The organism is Chitinophaga cymbidii (genome assembly GCF_007992715.1).
GTDB lineage: Bacteria > Bacteroidota > Bacteroidia > Chitinophagales > Chitinophagaceae > Chitinophaga > Chitinophaga cymbidii.
Window position 1 is genome coordinate 108737 of sequence record NZ_BKAU01000009.1, and the last position, 16698, is coordinate 125434.

The window sequence follows — 16698 nt, forward strand, 5'->3', positions numbered from 1 at the left end:
TTTTGGGGTGGAATAACGATCCGAATGTAAGCATTAACTTGTAAAAGTTGAGGGGAATCTATAATTTGTTTGCATGAAGATGCAATATCCGCGTTATGTTATGTTGATAGTCTTGTTGGGCTGGGCCGCCGCTTCACAGGCGCAGCTGATTGCCCGTGTTACTGTTCAGACCGGTGCGTATGCGCGGCAGCGTACGCCCGTCAGCCTCGATCTTTCCCGCCTGCCGAAAGGCCCGTATGAATTGTTTGCGGTAGATGGCGGCCGGCGCACGAAGGTACCCTGCCAATATGAGCCCGGTATAGTGCCGCGCCTCTGGTGGCAACTGGGGGAGAAGGTGCCGGCGGGCGTTGTGAGGACTTACGAGCTGCATGCCGTTCCGCAAAAGGGTGGTGCTGCTGATGCGGTGCAACGGAATAATGCTTCCCCTGTACCATCTGCCGCGGCAGTCAGCGACGGACAGAATAGCCCTTCCCCGATGCCTGCCGCCGTTACACTGAAAGACGAACAAGGCGCCCTCACCATCCGCAACCACGATCATCCTGTACTGCAATACAACTACGCCACCGTTTACCCGCCCGCGGGCGTGGACACGGTTTTCCGCCGCAGCGGTTTCATCCATCCCGCCTGGTCCCCCGCAGGCAAGGTGCTGACCGGCATCCACCCGAAAGACCACTATCATCATTTCGGTATCTGGAACCCCTGGACCGACACCGAGTTCGAAGGAAAGACCGTTGATTTCTGGAACATCGCGAAGAAAACCGGTACGGTAAGATTTGTGCATTTCATCAGCCGCACGCAGGGCGCCGTCTGGGGCGGCTTTAAAACCTTGCAGGCGCATGTGGTGCTTGGCGCCACGGAAAAGGACGCGTTGGATGAAGTGTGGGATATCCGGGCGTATAACGGCAAAGGGATGCAGGTATGGGACTTTGTGTCCGTATTAAGCTGTGGTACCACGTCCCCCATTACGTTGAAGCATTACCGTTATGGCGGCGGCTTCGGGTTCCGGGGGCACCCGGACTGGAACAATAAGAACAGCGCGGTCCTTACGTCCGCCGGTAAAACCCGCAGGAACGCGGATTCCACTTACATGCGCTGGTTCAAGGTGGCCGGTACTTCCGGGGAAGGGAAAGCGGGCATGCTGGTGCTGGTGGCGCCGGATAACTTCAACTTTCCCCAGCCTATAAGGGTATGGCCGGAAAAAGACCTGGGTGGACAGGTGTTCATCAATATATCACCCACCAAAGACCGCCCCTGGACGCTCTCTTACGGTAATGAATATACGCAGAAGTACCGTGTGGTCACGTTTGACGGAGATATCAGCGCGGAAGAAGCGGAGGCGTTGTGGAATGATTATGCGCATCCGCCGGAGGTAACGGTGTCAGCTGAATGAAACTCCGGTGCATCGCATCAGAAACATGCCGGGGTGATGATCGCTACTGTACATAAACTGTCTTGATATTCAAAAACTCATGCACCCCCTCAAGCGACAGCTCCCTGCCGTAACCGGATTGCTTCACACCGCCGAAAGGCAGCCTTGCGTCCGACCGTACCATGGCGTTGATGAACACATTCCCGCTGTCGATCAGCGTAGCGAGCCTTGTGGCTTTTTCCAGGTCCCGCGTCCACAATGAAGAGCCGAGGCCGAACGCAGTCTGGTTAGCCAGCCGGATAGCGGCGCCCTCGTCATCTGCGATAGTTACGGCGGCAAGGGGGCCGAAAGTTTCTTCTTCAAAAGCGGTCATCCCCGGCTTTACACCCGTCAGCAGCGCAGGCGTGAAATTACATCCGTTCCTTTCACCGCCCGCCAGCAATTGCGCGCCCTGCCCGATGCTTTTTTCCATTTGCTTTTCCAGCTCTTCCGCCAGGTCCGGCCGCGCCATGGGACCGGTATCCGTGTCGGCGGCGAAAGGATCGCCCTGTTTGAGGGAGGTGATGATGGACTGCACCTGCTGGATGAAATCATCCGCCACCGCTTTCTCCACGATCCACCGCTTGGCGGCGATGCAGGATTGTCCCGCGTTTTGCATGCGCGCTTTCACCGCCGTTTTAGCCGCTTCAATGAGGTCGGCGTCCCTTAATACAACGAAGGGATCGCTGCCGCCGAGTTCCAGTACGGACTTCTTGATATATTTCCCCGCGAGCTGCCCCACGCTTTTCCCCGCGGGTGTGCTGCCCGTTAAAGTAACGCCCTGCACGCGCGCGTCCGCGATCAGCGGCTCCATTTCTTTGGAAGATACCAGCACCGCCTGGAATACGCCCTCCGGGAAGCCCGCTTCCCGGAACAGCTTTTCAATGGCCAGTCCGCACCCGCTCACATTGCTGGCATGTTTCAGGATAACGGTGTTGCCCGCGAGTATGTTGGGGATGGCGAAGCGGAACACCTGCCAGTACGGGAAATTCCAGGGCATGATCGCCAGCACAATGCCTTTGGCTTCGAACGCCGCGTAGCTTTTTCTGCCGTCCGATGCTATGAGGCGCGGTTCCAGCATGGGTTGGATATGCTCCGCATAATACTCCGCCGTCGCCGCGCATTTCAGCACTTCCGCTTTCGCTTCTTTAAGCGTTTTGCCCATCTCGCGGCTGATCAGCGAGCCGTGTTCCGTGGCATTGTTCTTCAGCAGGGCAGCGGCCTGCAGCATCCAGGCGGCGCGTTGCTCCACGGCGGTCTGCCGCAGCGAGGCAAAGGCTTTCCAGCCGTCCTGCATCTTCTTTTCGATCTCTGCCGCGGTGTGGGCGGGATATTCGGCGATGGTTTCCTGTGTATACGGGTTGATGCTTTTGAATGTCATGTTATAAAGTTAACGATTTTGCATCGCCCGTACACTTGTTCAAAAGCAGTAACTTTGCCCCTCTAATCTGACCGGAAACATGTCGTTAAGCAAATGGAACATCGCCATCATGGCCCTTTGTACGGGGCTGATCGTTGCCAATATTTATTACAGCCAGCCTTTGCTGGTACTGATCAGCAGGGAGTTTGACGTTTCGGAAAGCAATGCCGGGCAGGTCACTTTCTTTACGCAGATCGGGTATGCGTTGGGGTTACTGTTCTGCGTGCCGCTGGGGGACAAGCTGGAACGCAGGGGGCAGATCGTGGTCATGACCGGATGTGCGGTAGCAGCGTTGATCGGTGCGGCGTTATCCACGAATATTACCATGCTGAAGATCATGGGCCTGATCATCGGCTTTACTTCTATCGTACCGCAGCTGATATTGCCGTTAAGCGCTGCCCTGGCCGCTCCGGAGCGGAGGGGCAAAGTGATCGGCGCGATCATGAGCGGTCTGCTGATCGGTATCCTGTTGTCGAGAACAGTGAGCGGCGTGGTGGGGGAGCACCTCGGCTGGCGGGCCATGTTCTGGATCGCGGGCGCGCTGTCTTTTATAATGATGGTGACGATGATCTTTTCCTTTCCGCAAAGCAGGCCGGCATTCAGCGGCAGCTATGGTGCGCTGATGCGTTCGTTGCTGACGCTGGTAAAGGAGCAGCCTTTGCTGCGGGAGGCGTCGCTGATCAATGCCTGTGGCTTCGCTGTTTTCGGGTTGTTCTGGACCACCTCCGTGTTTTTATTATCCAACCCGCCTTACAGCTTCGGCAGCGATGTGATCGGGCTGATGGGGCTTGCCGCGGCCACCGGCGCACTGGGCGCCCCGCTCATCGGGCGTATCGCGGATAAAAAGAACCCGCGCATCGCCATCGGGTACGGGCTCACCTGCATCCTGGCGGCCTTTATTATTTTCTGGATCTTCCGGAACAGCCTTGTCGGCATCGTCGCCGGCATCGTGCTACTGGACCTGGGTTTGCAGGGCGTACACGTTTCCAACCAGACGCGCATCTACGCCTTGCTGCCGGAAGCGCGCAACCGGATGAACACCGTGTTCATGACGGTGAGCTTTATCGGTACTTCGCTGGGCTCGGGCATCGGGCTGTGGGTGTGGGACCTGGGGAAATGGACAGGGGTTTGCGCGGCGGGCGTGGGGATCACGCTGCTGGCGATCCTGATCTATAGCGTGACCTACAAGAAAGACAAAGTATAAAAAAGGCCGTTTCCCTGTAAAAGAAAACGGCCTCCATATTTATTCATTGCCTGCTTTAAGACACTCTCGTGATCTTCAGCATATTTGTCGGTGCGTGTTCCGCAATCGGCGTACTGCCGGTGTTCACCACCACGTCGTTCGCTTTCACAAAACCTCTTTCTTTCAGGATGTTGATCTGGTCCTGGATGATATCGTCCAGGCTTTCTTCTTCGCCATAGTAGAATGCGCGCACGCCCCAGCTAAGGCTCAGCTGGTTCACCAGTGTTTTTTCCTTTGTGAAGATGAACAGCGGTGATTTCGGGCGGTAGCTGGAAAGCATGAAGCCGGTGTAACCGGATTGGGTCATGCCGATGAGCGCGTCGGATTCCAGGTCTTCCGCGATCTTACAGGCATTGTAGCACAGTGCGTCGCTGAGGAAGGAGGGGGAGTGCCGGTGCGGGATCAGGTTGCGGTTGTAGATGATGTCTTCTTTTTCTACTTCACCGATGATCTTGCGCATGGTCTGGATAACGAGCGTAGGATGCATGCCGGTGGCAGTTTCGCCGCTCAGCATCACCGCGTCGGCGCCTTCGAGCACGGCGTTGGCTACGTCCGTGATCTCGCTGCGGTTCGGGCGGCTGCGGTCTATCATGCTTTCCATCATCTGCGTAGCCACGATCACGGGCTTCGCGCGGTGGATACATTTGCGGATGATATCTTTCTGGATCATCGGGATCTGCTCTACAGGCAGCTCCACGCCGAGGTCGCCACGCGCGATCATCACGCCGTCGCTTTCCCAGATGATCTCTTTCAGGTTCTGGATGGCTTCGGGTTTCTCGATCTTGGAGATGATCTTCATTTTGGAATTGCGTTCTTTCAGACGCTTGCGCAGCAGACCGAGGTCTTTTACGTTGCGTACAAAAGACAGGGCTACCCAGTCGCATTCATGATCGATGATGAACTCCAGGTCCACTACGTCCTTTTCCGTCAGCGCGGGCAGCGATACTTTCGTGTCGGGGAGGTTAAAGCCTTTCTTGGAAGAAAGGATACCGCCGAGCAATACTTCCGCTTTGATCAGCTGATCGGGTGTTACTTCCTTTACGATCGTTTCGATCTTGCCGTCGTCCAGCAGAATCTTCTGACCGGGACGAACATCTTTATGCAGGTCGTGGTAAGACACATAGATCTTCTCCATGGTGCCCACGCATTTTTCCTGGGTAAAGGTGAGGATATCGCCTGCTTTCAGGGGCAGCGCGTTGTTGGCGATCTCGCCCACACGCAGCTTGGGGCCCTGCAGGTCCGCCAGGATGGCGACGTTGTAAGGTTCTGTTTTGTTGATCTCGCGGATGTAACCGATGATCCGCAGTTTGTCCTCATGGCTGCCATGGGAGAAGTTCAGCCGGAATACGTTCACGCCGGCCCTTACGAGCTCCAGTAACTTCTCATAGGTATCACAGGCTGGCCCTACTGTTGCCACGATCTTCGTTTTCTGCTTTGCATGCGCCGCGCCGGCTTGATTGTCCATGTCTTTGTAAAAGTATTTGGACAGGTCTTTTGTACTCATAGACGTTTATTTAACTCGCAAGGATTTTGACAATCTTGAACCATTCCGGGTCGATCTTCTGTTTGGCTTTAACGGCCTTATCGAGCGGAGTATACTGTATTTTGTTATTAACGATGCCGATCATCACGTTGCTGGTGCCGCCGATCAGGGCGTCAACAGCCGCATAGCCCATCCTGCTGGCGATCACGCGGTCGTTGCAGGTAGGAGCGCCGCCGCGCTGAATGTGGCCGAGGATGCATACGCGGGTGTCCAGGTGAGGCATTCTTTCCTTCACGTGACGCGCTACTTCGTTGGCGCCGCCGAACTCATCGCCTTCGGCCACCACAATGAGGTTCACCATTTTCTGCCGGCGTTCGTTCGCCATCAGGTCATCGATCACATCATCGATATTGGTCTTGCGCTCGGGAATGAGAATGTGTTCCGCTCCGGTGGCGATGCCGCTGTGCAGGCCAATGTAACCGGCATCCCGGCCCATTACTTCAATAATGAAAAGACGGTCATGCGCATCCGCCGTATCACGAATCTTGTCGATCGCTTCCACCGCGGTATTCACGGCAGTGTCGAACCCGATCGTGGAGTCGGTGCCGGCAATGTCTTTGTCGATCGTGCCGGGGAGGCCGATGCAGGGAATATCAAATTCCTGGCTGAACTTCTGCGCTCCTTTAAAAGAACCGTCACCACCGATCACCACCAGTCCGTCTATCCCGAATTTCTTCAGGTTTTCATAAGCTTTTTTCCTGCCTTCCGGCTCGTAAAATTCTTTGCAACGCGCGGTCTTCAGTACCGTGCCCCCGCGCTGGATGATGTTGGCAACGGATTTGGATTCCATAGGAAAGATATCGCCTGTGAGCATCCCCCGGTAACCATACATGACGCCGAAAACATTCAGATGATGGTAAATGCCCGTTCTTACTACCGCTCTGACAGCTGCGTTCATCCCCGGAGCGTCGCCTCCCGAAGTAAGAACTGCGATGTTATTGACCTTTTTCATAGTAAATTGCTAAAAATCCGCCCTTTTAAAGGGCGCACAAAACTAACATTTTTTAACAGTTTCCTATCAGTTATTCGATGAAATAACCTAAATTTTTAATTTTAATCAAATAAACCACCATCTTTTTTTAAAAAAATTATGTATGTCTAAATTTAATCATAAGCATATTGTAATGAGCGTAATGATGACTTTTACGGCAGGAACAATGGTAGCACAGCAAAACGCCTCCCTGACCTATCCCGTAGCAAGAAAAGTGGATACAACGGACAATTATCACGGACAGATCGTGGCAGACCCTTACCGCTGGCTGGAAGATGACAACAGCGAGGAAACAAAAGCCTGGGTGGAAGCGGAAAACAGGGTGACGCAGGACTACCTGTCCGCCATCCCCTTCCGCAGCAAGATCAAACAACGCCTGGAAGAGCTGTGGAACTATCCCAAATACGGTTCTCCCTTCCGCGAAGGCAAATATTATTACTTCTACAAGAACGACGGCCTGCAGAACCAGGCGGTGCTGTACCGGCAGACCGGCCTGAACGGCACGCCGGAAGTGTTTATTGATCCGAATAAATTGTCGGAGAAAGGCACCGCCGCCCTCGGCAGCATGAGCTTTTCAAAAGACGGTAAATATGTGGCTTACCTCGTGGCCAAAGCGGGCTCCGACTGGCAGGAAGGTTTTGTAATGGACGTGGAAACCAAACAGCTGTTAAGTGACAAGCTGGACTGGATCAAGTTCTCCGGCCTCTCGTGGAAAGGCGACGGCTTTTATTACAGCCGCTACGATGCGCCGGATGAAGACAGCAAGCTGTCCAAAAAGAATGAGTTCCACAAAGTGTATTTCCATAAAGTAGGCACCGCGCAGGCGGACGATCAGCTGGTGTATGTGGACAAAGAACATCCGCTGCGCAATGCCGGCGTGGGGCTGACGGAGGACGAGCGTTTTCTCATTCTCGGCACTACCGAGGGCACCAGCGGGCGCGAGGTATGGTATTGGGATACGAAAGACGCTGCGCAAAAGGAATTCAGGCTGCTGATCAAAGGCTTTGCCTTTGATCCTTCAGTGATCGAGAACGTGGGAGACCATCTGCTGGTGCGCACCAACCACGACGCGCCCAATTATAAAGTAGTGCTCATCGATCCGAAGCATCCCGAAAAGGAAAACTGGAAAACCGTGATCCCCGAACAGCCCGAAGTACTGCAGGGCGTGGGCACCGCAGGCGGAAAGCTATTCGCCAGCTACCTGAAAGACGCATCCACCCGCATTGTGCAATATGATATGAAAGGTAAGATGGAGCGGAACATCGCGCTGCCGGGCATCGGCACGGCCGGCGGTTTCGGCGGCAAGGCGGAAGACCGGGAGTTCTTCTATACCTTCACTTCCTTCGTAGCTCCGCCCACCATTTATAAATATGATATCCCCACCGGGCAATCCACTCTCTTCCGGAAAACGGAAGTGAAGTTCAATCCCGCGGACTATGAAACGAAGCAGGTATTCTTCACCAGCAAGGACGGCACCAAAGTGCCCATATTCCTGTCCTATAAAAAAGGGCTGCGCCTCAACGGCCAGAACCCCGTGCTGCTGTACGGCTACGGCGGTTTCAACATCCCCATGACGCCGGGCTTCTCCGTGTCCAACCTCTTCTTCATGGAGCAGGGCGGCATCTACGCGGTGGTGAACCTCCGCGGCGGCAGCGAATACGGTGAAGCATGGCACAAGGCGGGTATGCTGGACAAAAAGCAGAACGTGTTCGACGACTTCATCGGCGCGGCGGAGTTCCTCGTTAGGGAAAAATATACCAGCCCGCAGAAGCTCGCCATCCGCGGCGGTTCCAACGGCGGCTTGCTCGTAGGCGCCTGCATGACGCAGCGCCCGGAACTTTTCAAGGTAGCCCTGCCCGCTGTTGGCGTAATGGATATGCTTCGTTACCAGAAGTTTACGATCGGATGGGCCTGGGTAGTGGAATATGGTTCCAGCGAAAAGGCGGAGCAGTTCCCTTACCTGATCAAATACTCCCCGCTGCATAACCTGAAAAAGGGTACGCATTATCCCGCTACCCTGGTGACCACGGCGGATCACGACGACCGCGTGGTGCCCGCGCATTCCTTCAAGTTCGCGGCCACCCTGCAGGAAGCCCATCAGGGCAGCAATCCCGTGCTGATCCGCGTGGAAACGCAGGCGGGGCACGGCGCCGGCAAGCCCACCTCCAAGCTCATAGATGAAGCCACGGACATCTGGGCGTTTACCATGTACAATCTTGGCATGACGATGTAAGGGCTTCAACATACATAAAAGGGAGTGCAATTTATTTTTGACACTCCCTTTTTTAGTATATTAACATGATGAAAGTATTAATCACAGGGAGCAACGGGCTCCTGGGCCAATACCTGGTGCAACGCCTCTCGGCTTTGCCCGAATATGAAGTAATTGCCACCGGCAGGGGAGCCAACCGGCTTCGCCAGCAGGCGGGTTACAAATATGAATCGGTGAACCTGGCGGACGAAGCCGCGGTGAAGGGATTGATAGAAAGAAGCCAGCCCGATGCGATCATCCATGCCGGCGCCATGACGCAGGCGGATGACTGTGAACGCAACAAGGATGCCTGCTGGATGGTAAACGTCACGGCTACACGATATCTATTACAGGGCGCTGAAAAAACAGGCGCTTTTTTTCTCTTCCTTTCCACGGACTTTGTATTCGACGGGCTGGCCGGGCCTTACCGGGAAGATGATCCCGTCAACCCCGTGAACTACTACGGCGCCAGCAAAGCCGCCGCCGAACGCATCGTAAAGCAGTCGAAAGCCGCATGGGCCATTGCGCGCACCGTGCTGGTATACGGCGTGGCGGACGATCCGCGCCGCAGCAACATCATCACCTGGGTGAAAAGCAACCTCGAACAAAAGAAAAAACTGAAAGTGGTGAACGATCAATGGCGCACGCCCACTCTCGCGCAGGACCTCGCCGAAGGCTGCAAGCTCATCATCGACAAACGCGCCGAAGGCGTTTTTCATCTCTCCGGAAAAGATATGCTCACGCCGTACGACATGGCGGTGCAAGTGGCGGGGTACCTGGACCTGGAAACGAAACTGCTCGAGAAAGTAGACGGCTCGGGCTTCAAGCAGCCCGCTAAAAGACCCGCCAGAACCGGCTTCGTGATTGAAAAAGCGGAAAAGGAACTGGGTTTCACACCGCACAGCTTTGAAGAAGGGCTGAAGATCGTAGTGGAGCAGCTGGGTAAATAAAAATCATTCTCATCTCTCAATATGCACCGGCATGTTGAACCTCGTCTTCACCGAATCCAGCGCCATCAGCGTATCCGCGGGCAATGTGCGGAAAGGAACCGCCAGGCTGTAGCTGGAAGAATCAGTAGAAGTATACAGCACCACTTCCGGATAACCCCAGGCAATTCTTTTCTGCAGGCTCTTTTCCGCGGTTTCCCGCTGGCGGAAGGTCTGGAATACCACCAGATAATCGATGCTGTCGCTCACCGGCGCGGCGGCTACTACAGGCGTGTCTACCACGGGTATGGGGGGCACGGCCGCAATGGCGGGCGTGTCTGTTGGGGGAGTGGTTGTCACCACGCTGTAGCCGGATAACTGATCTTTCAATAGCCAGGCGCTGACGCCGGCAACGATCACCACGGCCGGCACGGCTACCCACCACCATCTGAAGCGGCCCTGGCTTTCAAATTCTTCCGGCACTACGGTGGTATGTTCTACTACTTCGTGATTCACTACTTCGGTATTGCCCTGCAGCACTTTGGGCGCTACGTCCGGGCGGAGCACGGGTTGCAGGGAAATGGGCTGCCAGAGGTCGGGGAGTTCCTGCGGGGTGAAGAGGATCTGGCCGAGGGCGTCCAGGCGCAGGGAGCCGATGCCCGGCAGGTCCAGCGGCTGGCCCGTTTGCAGGCTTTCCCGGAAGTCCTGCAGGTATTTGTCCATTTTAAAGGCCGCTACGCTCTCTATCAGGTTCTCCCGCTGGGAGATCCAGTGCAGGCAGGAGCCGTCGTCTTCCCACCGGGATTCGAACGTCACCTGCTGGCGGGGCGGGGTCAGCAGCTGGTCCACCACAGAAAAATGGGCCGGGATGTGCTGGATGGTGAAAGTGCCTACCTGCGGAACGGAGCAGGCCTGCTGTTTGAAAAGTACTTCTGTGATGTATTGCTGTAGCATTATAATGGTCTCGTCAATTTGACTGCAAGTTTACACATTTAAAACTTAACCGTCACCCCTCCCACCACATTGAAGCCGTAAGAAGGATAGCCGTACCAGCGCTGGTATTTGGAACTGAATATGTTATTGGCCGTAGCCCAGAGATTAAAATGTTTGCCGATGTTATAGGTAGCGCCGGCATTCAGGTCCTGCACCGACTTCGTTTTACCGAAATCGTTGGTGGCGTGTATCCGGTAATAGCTGCCGTTCAGCGTGTACAGGTTGGCGTTCAGGTGGAAGTTCTTCCCGAAAGAATATTGCGCATAGAGGTTCGCCTGGAAAGGCAGCATGTGCCAGGGCTTCACTTCCGTGGTCTGCTTCGTGAAGTTGTACCAGTCCACACTCACGCGCGCCTGGAATTTCTCTTCCTGTATATAGCCCACTTCCGCATGCACCTGGAAGGCGCGCAGCTCTTCTTCGTTCCGGGTGTAGAAGGTCTTGCCGTCGATCGAATCATTCGCAAAGAGCGGCAGGTTGTACCAGGTCACCGCGGCGAATTTGGTGTTGTAGGACAGATGGCTGCCCAGGGTGCCTTTGATGCCGGTATATTTCTCTTCCACGCGGGTGTTGAGTATGCCGCTGTTGTAGCTGCCGATGAACGGATTTTTGTTAGCCAGGTTGCGGTAATTGTTCTTGTCGATGTAAGAGATCCATCCGCTGCTGAGGATCAGCTTTTTGCGGATCAGGTGAGATTCGTTCACGATGTCCGGCAGCAGGTAGAACTTGCCGTTGGTCCAGGTTGGATTGGCGCCGGCATGCAGCACAAAGCCCGGTTTGGTGATCTCCACCGCGGGGTGGATGGCCGCCACGTTGTTGTTCACGGATTCGTTGTTGTCTTCCTTGAACGTACTCAGGTCGGCAATCCCTTCCGCCTTGATCCAGATATCTTCAAACAATTGTTTGCGGATGGGCGCTTTCAGCACAAAAGTGTTTTCCATTCTTTTATACGAATCACCGAAGATGATGAACTCCGCCTGCGGATTGAACTGGAAAGCCCAGTCGTTCTGCGGCCTGTTCTTCGCGCCCACCTTTGCGATCACTTCATTGAAAGCCTGGTTGATATCGGATTTATCGAACTGGTACAGCGTGTGGTCGTAACCGTAATAATGCAGCTGGTTGCGGTTGTAGCCGATGCTGCCGTTAAATTCCAGCAGGGGCGAGAAGTAGGTACCGGAGCCCAGTACATTGAGCGTGGACACGTCCTGGTGCTCGATGTCGCCTTTGGAGGACGTGTAATTAAAGAAAACGCCGAGGTTGTACTTGTCGTTCCGTCCCGTACCGAAGCCGGCCTGGATCAGCGGCGTCTGGTAATTACCATATCCCACCTTGATATAATTGTTCTGCAGATTCAGCGAAGACGTGTCTTTACCGAGCGCCAGCGGGCGGATGGGCACCGGCTGGTACATGAAGTAAAGGTTCAGCGCGGGCACCTGGTAGCCGAGCCGCGGACGGGTAGTGTCGATGGCGGGCAGGGAGGCGGTGAGGTTCAGCTTGGCCGCATCGCGCAGCTTCGGCTGGTATTTTGAAATGATATCGATGGTTTCCTGTTTGAGCGTATCCTTTTGCGCGAATGCCGTTTGCTGCAGCAGTGCGAAGGAAACAACCAGGGCGGATATATGTTTGATATGTATATTCATCGGTTAATATTATTTGATTTTCGATCCTGCTTTTTCCTCTGCTTCCACTTTATCCAGTTTTTCCTGCGCTTCGGCTTTCAGCTCCGGTATCGGGCAGTTTTCCGCAATGCTCTGGAAGGTGGCCTTGGCGTTGAAGTAGTCTTTCTGGCGGTGGTACACATCGCCGAGCAGAATGTACGCTTTGGCCGTCCACACTTCGTAGGACGAGGTGTTCTTGATCACATCAAAGCCGGCTTTCTCCGCTGCCGCGAGATCGTTTTTATCGAGATAAGCCTTCGCGATGCCGTACCGCGCTTCCGCGCCGATCTCCGATTTGGTCAGTCCCGTTACGATCTTGTATTCGCTGATGGCTTCGTCATATTGCTGCTTTTCCTGCTGCGCCTTGCCGAGGTAGAAATGCCCGATGATCTGGTCGTCCGTGCTGATATTGGCGGCGGAGAGCAGCGTTTCGGCCTGGAAGCGCACGTCTTCCCAGTTCTTCAGCTGGTAGCTGCTGCGGAGCAGGCCGCGGGTGGCGTTCAGCGTGTTTTCTTTGGTAGTGGCGAGGCTTTGCAGTTGCTGGTAGTAACCTTTGGCTTTCGCGTAATCCTTCACCTGGTAGTAGTTCAGGTAGGCAGCCTGCAAGGCGGCCCTTTCCGCGAAGGGACTGGCGCCGCGGCTCAGCACCGCTTCGTATGCCTGCAATGCATTGGGATAGTCTTTACTGTTAAAGAGGCATTCTCCTTTGTAGAAATTGGCCTGCAGCGCAAACTGTCCTTCCGGATAGCGCTGGAGATAATTGGAGAAGGCGGTCACTGCGCCGGCGCAATCGCCGCTGCTGAAGCGGGTTTCTGCGGCGGCGTAGCTGATGGAATCTTCCGCGGAGGCTGTCACCGTTTTACCGGCGGCTTTCAGCAGCGCAAGATATTCATCGGTCTTGCCCTGGTCCACATAAATGGCGCGGATGCTTTGCAGGGCGTCGTTCGCTTCGGAGGAGTTCGGGAATTTCTCTACCACCTGCCGGAAGTACTGCATGGCGGTAGTGCCCTGGTTGGTGTTGAAGTAGGCGAGGCCGAGCTTCAGCAGCGCCCTCGGCGCGTTCGCGCCTTCGGGCTGCTTCTGCAGCACATTTTTAAGATAGGGGATGGCTTCGTTGAAACGCTCATCGCTGAGATAGGTTTCCGCGATCTCCATGTCCGCATCGTTATTGAAATTAGAGTTGGGATACTGTTGTGCGAGCTGCTTGAGCAGGTTCAGTTTGTCCGTATGCTTGCCCTGGATGCCGTAGATGATGCTTTTCTGGTAGGTGGCATAATCCGCGCCCGGTTCGCCGGAGCCGATGATGCGGTCGTACAGCGCCAGCGCTTTCGGGAAGTCGCGGAGCATGTAGTAGCAGTCCGCCATTCTCAGCAGCGCGTCGTTGGTGATGCGGCCTGCATTGGGACCGCTGGTCCTTTGCGCGGCTTCAAAGTAGGGGAGCGCTTCGGTGTACTGTTCTTTTTTCAGCAGGCTGTAGCCCATGTTGTAGCTGGCCGTTTGCACGTTCGCTTCGCCGGATACCGGTGTGGTGCCGGTGTTGAAGTAAGCGCGCAGGCTGTTGATGGCTTTGTCCGGATTATTCTGCCGCAGTGCGATCTCCGCTTTCCAGAACTGCGCCAGCTGCACGATGCGGGGATCGTAGGGATTGGCGAGCGAGATGTCCAGCAGGCGGTCCGCTTCGGCCAGCTGCTGGTCGTTCACCAGCTGCGTGGCGCGGCCATACGCTACTTTCTGATAAGCCTGCAATACCGCCTGGCTTTTCTCCGGCAGCATGTCCAGCAGGGCTATCGCTTCGCGGTAGTTGTTTGTATTGGCGAAAAGCTGCACGAGAATTTCGCGCGCTTCCTTGATGTATTCGGAGTTGGGATATTTGTCCAGGAAACCTCTCAGCTCGGAGATGGCCACGTCCTGGTAGCCCAGTTCAAATGACAGTTTGCCGTAGTTGAAGCGGGAAATTTCCTGCTGCTTCGGGTTGGAGCTGTTGCGCGCGCTGAAGGCGAAGGCGTTCCGCGCGTTTGCTTTCTGTCCCGTCCGCAGGTAGCAGTCACCCAGCAGGTACATGGAGTTCTGGCCGAGGGAATCCTTTTCACTGCTCAGCTGCTTGAAGCCCGCAATGGCTTTGTCCAGGTTCGCTGTCTGGTAATAGGTGTAAGACAATTGGTATACATCTTCTTTCCGCACTTCTTCCGCATTCTCATGATATTCTTCGAGATAGGGAAGCGCTTTCTGATACTCTCTTTTTTCAAAATAAGCCTGTCCCACGAGCTGTTTCAGTTCCGCTTCGTAGTACAGGTTGCCTTTGCGGATCAGCGGTTCCGCGAAAGTGATCAGCTGATCGCGTTTGCCCTGGAAGTAGTAGATCTCCGCGATGTAGTAAGGCACCACGGTGCTGTACTTCGGCTCGTTCTGCACGCGCTGGAAGCTGCTGAGGGCCGCATCGTACTGTTTGTTGTAGTAGGAGATGAAGCCGTAGTAGTAATTCGCGGGGATGTAGTATTTATTTTGAATCTCCTTGATGGAAGCAAAAAGCGGCTGTGCTTTTTTGAAATCCTTTACATTAAAGTAGCAATAGGCCAGCTCGAATTTCATGTCCGCGATCTCTTCATTGGAAAGATTGTCGATGCTCGCGGCTTCGTAATAGGGAATGGCTTCCGTGAGCTTGTTGCGGTGGAAATAAAAACGCGCGAGCTGGAAGCTCACCAGCTGTTCCCTTGCACTGTTGTTGAAAGCCTTGATAAATTCAAGCGCTTTCTTTTCCGCGTCCGCATTTTGCAGTTTGAGCGCGCACATGGTATAATAGTAGTGTGCGTCCGTATTGACGAGGGAGCGGTTGGTTTCCTGGAAATACCCGATCTGGTCAATCGTTTGTTTAAACAATTGCATGGATACGGCGTATTTCCCTTCGCGGTATAATTGCTGTGCTTCCTTGAACAGCTTGTCGGGCTCCGTGTAAACCCGTGTTTGCTGGGCCTGTGCGGCCGTTGCACCCATTAAGCCGGCAAGCAGAAGGAATACATGCATCGGTGGAAGGGAGAAGTTCTTTCGAGTGAATAGCTTCATGCTTTATATGTTATTTCCTGTAATTATTGTTTTAAACGGCGCGAAGCCGAAATTATTACGAAAGCAGGCTGCGCCGCATTCCGCTAAAATTGGCAAAGATCGGGGGATTTACAAACCGGACAAATATAAAAGTTTAATCAGTTTTCCGGCTGCGCAGGTTATGAACGCGATGTGGATAAAATATTAGATGTGGATAACTATTCAAATTTTGAAATTTACGCGCATATATATTAAAATCTATCTAAATTTGACGCAGGAACCCGTTTTTCCAAAAGCAGTGTATTTAACAAGAATCAAACCAATTATCGAACTATGAGCAAACTACTATCAACCCGCTTTTCGAATGGAGCCGTTCATTTGTCACAACTGTTACTGCGCCTTTGCTTTGGCGGATTTATCATGACCCACGGCTGGCCGAAGCTGATGAACTTCTCGGAATATGTGAAAAAGTTCCCAGATCCCATCGGGCTCGGGCAGAACGTAGCGCTGGGGCTGACCATCTTCGCGGAATTTTTCTGCGGAGCGTTCCTGGTGCTGGGCCTGCTTACGCGCTGGGCCACTGTTCCATTGATCATCCTCATGCTGGTGATCATTTTTGTGATACACAGCGCAGATCCGCTCGGGAAAAAAGAAATGGCGTACATGTACCTTTTTGCTTTCATTGCCATCCTGATCACCGGTCCGGGTAAATACTCTGTAGACGGCGCTATCGGCAAGTAAAGCCATAAAAGAAAAAAGGGATTTGGAGGTGGATGCAGGAATATCCTACATTTACACCTTCAAATTCCTTTTTGCATTATGTACAGTACAACGATCGATATCAGGGTGCGATACGGCGAAACCGACCAGATGGGCTATCTCTATTACGGGAACTATGCATTGTACTATGAAGTGGGGCGTACAGATGCGATCCGCCAGCTGGGCTTCACTTACCGGGAGCTGGAAGAAAGAGGCGTGATCATGCCCGTGGCCGAGCTGCAGGTCAAATACCTGCGTCCCGCGTATTACGACGACGTTATAACGGTGAAGACTATACTAAAAGAACTCCCTTCCAACCACAAGATCCAGTTCCATTCGGAATTGTACAACCACAAAGGAGAGCTGCTGAATGTAGGCGTGACCACGCTCGCCTTCATCGATGCAAAGGACAAAAAGAGAATGAACATGCCGGAAGCCCTGCGCGAGAAGCTGGCTCCTTATTTTTAATG

12 protein-coding genes are annotated in these 16698 nt (G+C 54.1%); 6 read left to right on the forward strand and 6 right to left on the reverse strand.

Going from position 1 to position 16698, the window contains the following annotated elements; genetic code table 11:
• The first annotated feature begins 100 nt into the window (after positions 1-100).
• Positions 101-1390, forward strand: a complete 1290-nt coding sequence (locus tag CCY01nite_RS25905; RefSeq protein WP_186831276.1) for a DUF6807 domain-containing protein — start codon at positions 101-103, stop codon at positions 1388-1390.
• Between the two features lie 43 nt (positions 1391-1433).
• Here CCY01nite_RS25905 and CCY01nite_RS25910 read toward each other — a convergent pair whose 3' ends face one another.
• A complete protein-coding gene (locus CCY01nite_RS25910) occupies positions 1434-2789 on the reverse strand; it encodes an NAD-dependent succinate-semialdehyde dehydrogenase (protein WP_146867477.1) in 1356 nt (451 codons plus the stop codon).
• A gap of 79 nt (positions 2790-2868) precedes the next feature.
• On the opposite strand from CCY01nite_RS25910, the gene CCY01nite_RS25915 reads away from it, so the two are divergent.
• The gene (locus CCY01nite_RS25915; RefSeq protein WP_146867478.1) at positions 2869-4032 is read left to right on the forward strand and encodes an MFS transporter; all 1164 of its coding nucleotides are present in this window, start codon (positions 2869-2871) and stop codon (positions 4030-4032) included.
• Positions 4033-4087: 55 nt separating this feature from the next.
• Here the strand turns inward: CCY01nite_RS25915 and pyk are convergent, their stop codons facing one another.
• Together pyk and pfkA are read right to left on the reverse strand one after the other, a co-directional pair.
• Positions 4088-5575: a pyruvate kinase gene (gene pyk, locus CCY01nite_RS25920; protein ID WP_146867479.1), complete on the reverse strand. Its 1488-nt coding sequence runs from the start codon at positions 5573-5575 to the stop codon at positions 4088-4090.
• Positions 5576-5585: 10 nt separating this feature from the next.
• Positions 5586-6566 carry a 6-phosphofructokinase gene (gene pfkA, locus CCY01nite_RS25925; RefSeq protein ID WP_146867480.1) on the reverse strand — a complete coding sequence of 327 codons (981 nt, stop codon included), beginning with the start codon at positions 6564-6566 and terminating at the stop codon, positions 5586-5588.
• A gap of 142 nt (positions 6567-6708) precedes the next feature.
• Here pfkA and CCY01nite_RS25930 point away from each other — a divergent pair, with 142 nt between their 5' ends.
• The gene (locus CCY01nite_RS25930; RefSeq protein ID WP_146867481.1) at positions 6709-8838 is read left to right on the forward strand and encodes a prolyl oligopeptidase family serine peptidase; all 2130 of its coding nucleotides are present in this window, start codon (positions 6709-6711) and stop codon (positions 8836-8838) included.
• A gap of 65 nt (positions 8839-8903) precedes the next feature.
• The gene (locus CCY01nite_RS25935; RefSeq protein WP_246130057.1) at positions 8904-9806 is read left to right on the forward strand and encodes an SDR family oxidoreductase; all 903 of its coding nucleotides are present in this window, start codon (positions 8904-8906) and stop codon (positions 9804-9806) included.
• 9 nt (positions 9807-9815) lie between these two features.
• Here CCY01nite_RS25935 and CCY01nite_RS25940 read toward each other — a convergent pair whose 3' ends face one another.
• The 3 genes from CCY01nite_RS25940 to CCY01nite_RS25950 are packed head-to-tail and all read right to left on the reverse strand — an operon-like array spanning position 9816 to position 15490.
• Complete coding sequence (locus CCY01nite_RS25940; RefSeq protein WP_146867482.1) at positions 9816-10736, reverse strand: HU domain-containing protein; 921 nt, start codon at positions 10734-10736, stop codon at positions 9816-9818.
• Between the two features lie 38 nt (positions 10737-10774).
• Positions 10775-12412: a TonB-dependent receptor gene (locus CCY01nite_RS25945; protein ID WP_146867483.1), complete on the reverse strand. Its 1638-nt coding sequence runs from the start codon at positions 12410-12412 to the stop codon at positions 10775-10777.
• Positions 12413-12421: 9 nt separating this feature from the next.
• On the reverse strand, positions 12422-15490 hold the full coding sequence (locus CCY01nite_RS25950; RefSeq protein WP_146867484.1) for a tetratricopeptide repeat protein: 3069 nt from the start codon (positions 15488-15490) through the stop codon (positions 12422-12424).
• A 312-nt stretch (positions 15491-15802) separates the two neighbouring features.
• Here CCY01nite_RS25950 and CCY01nite_RS25955 point away from each other — a divergent pair, with 312 nt between their 5' ends.
• On the forward strand, positions 15803-16210 hold the full coding sequence (locus CCY01nite_RS25955; RefSeq protein ID WP_146867485.1) for a DoxX family protein: 408 nt from the start codon (positions 15803-15805) through the stop codon (positions 16208-16210).
• Positions 16211-16288: 78 nt separating this feature from the next.
• Positions 16289-16696: an acyl-CoA thioesterase gene (locus CCY01nite_RS25960; RefSeq protein WP_146867486.1), complete on the forward strand. Its 408-nt coding sequence runs from the start codon at positions 16289-16291 to the stop codon at positions 16694-16696.
• The last annotated feature ends 2 nt before the right edge of the window (positions 16697-16698 follow it).

Bases quoted from the DNA above. Each gene is read 5' to 3' on its own strand.
- CCY01nite_RS25905 (WP_186831276.1), top strand. From the start codon at position 101: ATGTTGATAGTCTTGTTGGGCTGGGCCGCCGCTTCACAGGCGCAGCTG.
- CCY01nite_RS25910 (WP_146867477.1), bottom strand. From the start codon at position 2,789: ATGACATTCAAAAGCATCAACCCGTATACACAGGAAACCATCGCCGAA.
- CCY01nite_RS25915 (WP_146867478.1), top strand. From the start codon at position 2,869: ATGTCGTTAAGCAAATGGAACATCGCCATCATGGCCCTTTGTACGGGG.
- pyk (WP_146867479.1), bottom strand. From the start codon at position 5,575: ATGAGTACAAAAGACCTGTCCAAATACTTTTACAAAGACATGGACAAT.
- pfkA (WP_146867480.1), bottom strand. From the start codon at position 6,566: ATGAAAAAGGTCAATAACATCGCAGTTCTTACTTCGGGAGGCGACGCT.
- CCY01nite_RS25930 (WP_146867481.1), top strand. From the start codon at position 6,709: ATGTCTAAATTTAATCATAAGCATATTGTAATGAGCGTAATGATGACT.
- CCY01nite_RS25935 (WP_246130057.1), top strand. From the start codon at position 8,904: ATGATGAAAGTATTAATCACAGGGAGCAACGGGCTCCTGGGCCAATAC.
- CCY01nite_RS25940 (WP_146867482.1), bottom strand. From the start codon at position 10,736: ATGCTACAGCAATACATCACAGAAGTACTTTTCAAACAGCAGGCCTGC.
- CCY01nite_RS25945 (WP_146867483.1), bottom strand. From the start codon at position 12,412: ATGAATATACATATCAAACATATATCCGCCCTGGTTGTTTCCTTCGCA.
- CCY01nite_RS25950 (WP_146867484.1), bottom strand. From the start codon at position 15,490: ATGAAGCTATTCACTCGAAAGAACTTCTCCCTTCCACCGATGCATGTA.
- CCY01nite_RS25955 (WP_146867485.1), top strand. From the start codon at position 15,803: ATGAGCAAACTACTATCAACCCGCTTTTCGAATGGAGCCGTTCATTTG.
- CCY01nite_RS25960 (WP_146867486.1), top strand. From the start codon at position 16,289: ATGTACAGTACAACGATCGATATCAGGGTGCGATACGGCGAAACCGAC.